This is a genomic window from Roseateles sp., assembly GCF_031397715.1.
Lineage (GTDB): Bacteria > Pseudomonadota > Gammaproteobacteria > Burkholderiales > Burkholderiaceae_C > Paucibacter_A.
The window spans coordinates 1-6,142 of the sequence record NZ_JANNMI010000290.1; the positions used below are offsets into that span (position 1 = coordinate 1).

The 6,142-nt window shown below is 62.3% G+C and carries 4 protein-coding genes and 1 pseudogene; 2 read left to right on the top strand and 3 right to left on the bottom strand.

Annotated elements, in window-relative coordinates; genetic code table 11:
• The 3 genes and pseudogenes from RMO57_RS12660 to RMO57_RS12670 all read right to left on the bottom strand — a co-directional run.
• Nucleotides 1–269: pseudogene (locus RMO57_RS12660) on the bottom strand (transcriptional regulator); the annotation flags it as partial.
• A gap of 94 nt (nucleotides 270–363) precedes the next feature.
• On the bottom strand, nucleotides 364–1,110 hold the full coding sequence (locus RMO57_RS12665; RefSeq protein ID WP_310387116.1) for an AAA family ATPase: 747 nt from the start codon (nucleotides 1,108–1,110) through the stop codon (nucleotides 364–366).
• 56 nt (nucleotides 1,111–1,166) lie between these two features.
• Entirely contained in the window at nucleotides 1,167–3,137 is a 1,971-nt protein-coding gene (locus RMO57_RS12670; RefSeq protein WP_310387117.1) for a RecQ family ATP-dependent DNA helicase, read from the bottom strand.
• A gap of 224 nt (nucleotides 3,138–3,361) precedes the next feature.
• Between RMO57_RS12670 and RMO57_RS12675 the strand changes: the two genes are divergently transcribed.
• Together RMO57_RS12675 and RMO57_RS12680 are read left to right on the top strand one after the other, a co-directional pair.
• On the top strand, nucleotides 3,362–5,557 hold the full coding sequence (locus RMO57_RS12675; protein ID WP_310387120.1) for a PhoX family phosphatase: 2,196 nt from the start codon (nucleotides 3,362–3,364) through the stop codon (nucleotides 5,555–5,557).
• A gap of 46 nt (nucleotides 5,558–5,603) precedes the next feature.
• A partial coding sequence (locus tag RMO57_RS12680; RefSeq protein WP_310387122.1) for a hypothetical protein occupies nucleotides 5,604–6,142 on the top strand: 539 nt, incomplete at its 3' end.

Below are 6,142 nucleotides of genomic sequence, written 5' to 3' on the forward strand. Positions count from 1 at the left end.
GTCAGCAGCGCGTGGATCTCCTCGGCGCTCAGCCACAGGCCGGGTAATTCGTATTGCGTGCCAACAGCCTGCTGCGCCTTGTCGAGCCGCCAGCCCTTTTGCGTGTGGTCGAAGATGATGGGCGCGTTCATGCGGTCACGCAAAAAAGCGAAGTCTCGCTTCAGCGCCGAGGATGAAACCCCCAACTCAGCCAGCAAAAACTGCCTCGTCAAGCAGCGCCCGGCGTCAAGCCAAGCTTTCAGCTTGTAATGCCGTTCGGTTTGTGACACCGCTCCCCCTGCAAATTATGTTTGCGAGGATGGTAGCGTCAAAAATTCGTGGACCTTACTGTGTGCTTGTGCGGAGCCTGACATGAATGGCGGGTCAACTCAAATCGGCCGCCGCATCTTCAGGCTCAGGCCGCAGGCGAACCAACTTCCCATCACGAACCACAATCAGACAAGTGCCGGTTTGCCGGGCAAGTTCTGCGGCCTTGAGCGCTGCGCGTTTGAGGGCCTGGAGTGAGCCTGCGATGGCAATGTCCGCTGGGCTGGGCTGAGCTGGATACTTGGCTTCCGGTTCTTCAACGGCAATGTTCGTCATGGCTTTGTCTCCAAATGAGCCGTGATCGAGCACGACAGGTAGAACGCCTGAATTGTCATAGAGAACCCATTGATCAACGCGTTCCCGGTACAAACTTTCAAACAACCGCCGCCCGGCTATGAAGCGACGCCTGATGGTAGCTACTGGGATGTTGTGTCCACCTTGGGCCACTCGTTCAGCCACGCGTTGAACCGCAATCTCGGCCGTCGGTAGACTCAAAAAATAAAGCTCCACCCTGAACCCCAAGCTGCGCCAAACAGGGATCTGCTCTGCATAGGACCGACCCGACAAGGTGGTTTCCAATGCAAAGCTGCTGCTCCGCGCTAGATGTTGGGCAATCTCCGTCAGCATCATTCGGCCGGCCTTGATGGCGGCCTTTTCGGGCTCAAACGGTGACAGGCCTGCGGCGATCAGATCGGCGTTGATGAAAGTAAGGCAGGCAGCCTCTTTGGGCAAAAACTCACGTGCAAAGCTCGTCTTCCCCGCGCCGTTCGGGCCCGCAATGATGATGATCTTGGCTTGGTTCATGCCGAGGCGTGATTGCGCTGTTTGGCCTTGATTCTGGCAGCTGTTGATGTTGGGCCCTAGTCCCCCAACACCCTCAATATCTCCGCCCCATAGGCTTCCAGCTTCTTCGCCCCGACGCCGCTGATCTGCGCCAATTCATCGAGCGTTTGCGGCAGCTGCTTGGCCATCTCGGCCAGCGTGACGTTCTGGAAGATCACATAGGCGGGCAGGCTGTGCTCCTTGGCAACTTCGGCACGCCAGGCCTTGAGTTGATCGAAGCGTGCTTGCGCTTCCTCGTCCAGCTCGATCGGCGCAGCACTGCGGCCCGTGCCGGCAGCACCGCCAGGCTTGACGGCGACGCGCGATTGCTTGCCTTTCTTTGGTGCCACCGTCGGCACCCGCAGGCGCAATTGCACCTCGCCCTTCAGCACCGCGCGGGCGCTGTCGGCCAGGGCCAGCGTCGAATATTCACCTTCGGTCACCACATGCCCTAAGGCGATCAACTGACGCAGCACGGCGCGCCATTGCTGCTCCGGCAGGTCGGCACCGACCGCCCAGGTACTCAGCGTCTGATGGCCGTATTGCGTGACCTTGTCGGTCACCTTGCCGCGCAGCACGTCGATCAGATGGCCAGCCCCAAAGCGCTGGCCGCCGTTCTGGTGGAAGCGGTAGATGCAACTGAGCAACTTGCGCGAGGCGTCGGTGCCGTCCCAGGTGGCCGGTGGAAACAGACAGTTATCGCAATTGCCACAAAAGTAGCGGACCCCCACGTCGCTGCGCTCTTGCCCCCCGAGGGGGCTCTGCCCGCCTTGGGACGGCCCGGCGGTGGGCAGGCTGGCTTCGCCGAAGTAACCGAGTAAACGAGCGCGTCGGCAATCGGTCGCCTCGGCCAGCGCCAGCAGCGCATCAAGCTTGCCGCGCTGGCCTTTTTTGAATTCTTCACCGGCCGGGCTTTCGTCGATCATGCGGCGCTGGTTGACCACATCGGCCAGGCCGTACGCCATCCAGGCGTCGGCCGGCGCACCGTCGCGGCCCGCACGGCCGGTCTCCTGGTAATAGCTCTCGATGTTTTTGGGTAGATCCAGATGCGCGACAAAGCGCACATCGGGCTTGTCGATGCCCATGCCGAAAGCGATCGTCGCCACCATCACGACGCTGTCTTCGCGCAAAAAGCGGTCCTGGTGGCGCAGACGAACGCTCGCATCCAGGCCGGCGTGATAGGGCAGGGCCTTGAGCCCCTCACTTTCCAGCCAGGCCGCAGTTTCCTCGACTTTTTTGCGGCTCTGGCAGTAGACGATGCCAGCGTCATCCTCATGCTCGTCGCGGATGAAGCGCAAGAGTTGTTCGCGCGGCTTGTCCTTTTCAACGATGGCGTAGCGGATATTGGGCCGGTCGAACGAGGAGATGAAGATCTGCGCGTCTTCCAGCTTGAGGCGCTCGATGATGTCGGCGCGGGTCAGATCGTCTGCGGTCGCGGTCAGCGCGATGCGGGGAACCTCGGGGTAACGTTCGTGCAGCAGGCTGAGGGCCAGGTATTCGCTGCGGAAGTCATGGCCCCATTGGCTGACGCAATGGGCCTCGTCGATGGCGAACAGGCTCAAGAGGCCGCGCTCGTAGAGCGAGTCCAGCTGGGCCAGGAAGCGTGGGTTGGTGATGCGCTCGGGCGCCGCGTACAGCATCACCAAGCGCCCGCTCATCATCTCGCGCTCGACATGGGCGGCTTGCTCGCCGCTCAAGGTCGAGTTGAGGAAGGCGGCATGCACGCCGGCCTCTTCGAGCGCGCCGACTTGGTCGTGCATCAGCGCGATCAAGGGGCTGACGACGACGCTGACGCCTTGGCCCGCGCGGTGGCGGGCGATCGCGGGGATTTGGTAGCACAGGCTCTTGCCGCCGCCGGTCGGCATCAGGACCAGGGCGTCACCGCTGGCTGTGAGGTGATCGACGATTTGGGCTTGCGCGCCCCGGAACACGGGGTAGCCAAAAACCTCTTGCAAGATGGCGAGAGGGGCGTTGGCGGACGGGGGAGTTTGGGGGGCTGGAGTGCTCATTTTCGAGCGCAATGGTACGCGCCTTGTTCCCCCGCCCCTGGGCAGCGCCCGCCAACCCCCGATATGGGGGTTGCTGTGGCTGATTGTGGAGTTTCATGAGCCGTTCGGACTATGGCTGTCACGCCGGTGTCGCCGGCCTTGGGCACATTCCATCCTTGCGGCCGTGATACGGCCTCCAGTCCTGTCCATTCGTCCACCCAATAGTTAGCATCCAGGAGCCAGCCATGAAGGGCATCAAACACCCCCGCAATGACGTGACGATCAATCCGTCCGGCAACGCATCGATTTACGACGTGATCGACGGCATCGACGCCAGCCGCCGCACCTTCATCAAGGGCTCGGTCGGCACCACCGCCCTGGCTGCAGCCGGTGGCTTGACGCTGTCGGGTTTGGTCAGCACCGTGCAAGCCGGCCCCGTGCCTGCGGGCCTGGGTTTCCCCGGCATCGGCTTCGAGAGCGTGCCGGCCAGCGTGTCCATCACCTCGGCGCCTGCCGCTGCGGCCGTGGCCGACAAGATCACCGTGCCCGTGGGCTACAAGGCCGAGCTGTTTGTCGCTTGGGGTGATGCGATCATGCCCGGCGGCGTGGCTTTCGCGGCCGACGCCAGCAACACCGCCGCCGAGCAAGCCAAGCAGTTTGGCGCGCACAACGACGGCATGGCTTTCTTCCCCTTCACCGGTGCCGATGGCCAGCCGACCTCGGATCGCGGCATCTTGGCGGTCAATAACGAGTACACGCACGAAGAAATTCTGACGCCTGCCGGTATCGCCGGCGCCAGCATCGCAGCGGTGCGCAAGTCACAGGCCGCTCACGGTGTGTCCATCCTCGAAGCGCGCCGTCGCAATGGCAAGTGGGCCGTGGCCAAGACCTCGCCTTATGGCCGCCGCCTGACCGCCAACACCAAGACGCGTATCTCCGGCCCTGCCGCAGGCCACGCCTTGATGAAGGCCAACGAGTACATGATCAACGACAACGGCAGCTTCCCCACCGGCAAGCTGACCGACGGCTTCAGCGCCTGCGGCACGATCAATAACTGCGCCAACGGTGTGACGCCTTGGGGCACCTACCTGACTTGCGAAGAGAACTTCAACGGCAATTTCGGCTCCAACGCCGCGTTGCCGACGGCTGGGTCGGGCGAAGTGGGCAAGCTCTACAACCGCTATGGTGTGACTTCGGTTGGTTTTGAGTACTTCTGGCACAAGCATGACCCCCGGTTCGACCTGTCCGTCAATCCGAATGAGTCGAACTTGTTCGGCTGGGTGGTGGAAGTGGATCCTTACGATCCCAAGAGTGTGCCGGTCAAGCGCACCGCTTTAGGTCGCATCAAGCACGAGAGCGCTCAGTACGTGGTTGACGCCGCCGGCCATCTGGCCGTCTACATGGGCGACGACGAGCGCAACGAATACATCTACAAATTCGTCAGCGCCGGCAAGTTCAACCCGACCAACCGCGCTGCCAACCGCGATCTGCTGGATGCTGGCACGCTGTATGTCGCGAAGTTTGCGTCTGACATGACCGGTCAGTGGCTGGCTTTGCAGCCGGGCACCATCGGTGCTGGTGGTGTTGCCTTGCGTGATAACGCCAACTTCAGCGGTGCCAATGACGCCGAGGTGCTGGCCAAGATCTTGATCAAGACCCGCATGGCCGCCGACGCTGTGGGCGCCACCATGATGGACCGCCCCGAGTGGACCGGCGCGCGTCCACGCATCGGCGGCTTCAACAAGATTGAGGTCTATTGCACGCTGACCAATAACAACCGCCGTGGCACCAACACCGCCTCCAACAACAAGGTCGATGGTTCCACCACAGCAGGCTCGGCCCGCCCACCTGTCGACGCCGCCAACCCGCGTGAAGACAATATTTACGGCCACATCATCCGTTGGCAAGAAAACGGCGACACGGTCTTGGCCACGGCTTTCAGCTGGAACTTGTTCCTGCAAGCCGGCGACACCAAGACCACCCGCGCACCGAAGCCGACCAATAACTACAAGGGCAATATCGTCGCTGACCCCTTCGGCAGCGCCGACTTCGGCGCACCGGACGGCTTGTGGTTTGACCATTTCGGCCGCCTCTGGGTGCAGACCGACCAGATCGGTGATGCTTCCGGCGTTTGGAACAATATCGGTGCCAACTGCATGGTCTGCGCCGACCCGAACACCGGCATGGCCCGCCGCTTCTTGACCGGCCCGAATGGTTGCGAAGTCACCGGCATGGCCCTGAGCCCAGACGGCAAGACCATGTGGGTGGGTGTGCAGCACCCGGGCGAAGCTGGCACGGCGGCCAGCCCTGAGCTGACCTCGCGCTGGCCCGCTGTGCAGTGGGGTGTGCAGTCCGACGGCGTGACGCCGTTGCCTTTCGGTCGGCCACGTTCGAGCTTGGTGGTCATCACCAAGGACGACGGCGGCATCATCGGCAGCTAAAGCCTTGCCTGCCTATCCAACCCGAAATTACAGGACATAAATTCTCATGAACAACAAGCAAATTCTTGCAGCCCTGGGCTTGGCTGCTGCCGCCTTGGCGCCTGCCCACGCGGCACTGGTGACCGACTCTGCAGCCTTGGCCAATCCCTACATTGCCCTGGTGGACTTCGAGGCCTTTGACGGCATGTTGACGACTGGCCCGGTGGCAGTTGCGCCAGGCGTGACCTTCACCGGCGATGCGGGCTCCGAGTTGGGCGCCAACAACCGTGAGCTGGGCGAGAACGGCCTGTGGGGTGCCAACGGCTACTTTGTGGCCGGTGCGGGCATCGGCGAGCTGCGCTTCAGCTTCGCTGAGCTGACCGCCGGCGCGGGCGCCTTCGTCAATCACTTCGCCATTGCGAACTTTCCGCTGAACATGGTGGTGTCGGTCTACGGTGACAACAACCAAATCATCGAGACCCATAACTACACCGTTGCGACCGATCCGTTCGGCTACAACGAAGGCCAGTTCTTGGGCATCACGCGCGCCAGCGCCGACATCCGTTCGATCTCCTTCAAGGGCTTGGGCGTGGTGGTCGACGACCT

Excerpts from the sequence above, each read along its gene's own strand:
- RMO57_RS12665 (WP_310387116.1), bottom strand. The coding sequence starts at position 1,110 with ATGAACCAAGCCAAGATCATCATCATTGCGGGCCCGAACGGCGCGGGG.
- RMO57_RS12670 (WP_310387117.1), bottom strand. The coding sequence starts at position 3,137 with ATGAGCACTCCAGCCCCCCAAACTCCCCCGTCCGCCAACGCCCCTCTC.
- RMO57_RS12675 (WP_310387120.1), top strand. The coding sequence starts at position 3,362 with ATGAAGGGCATCAAACACCCCCGCAATGACGTGACGATCAATCCGTCC.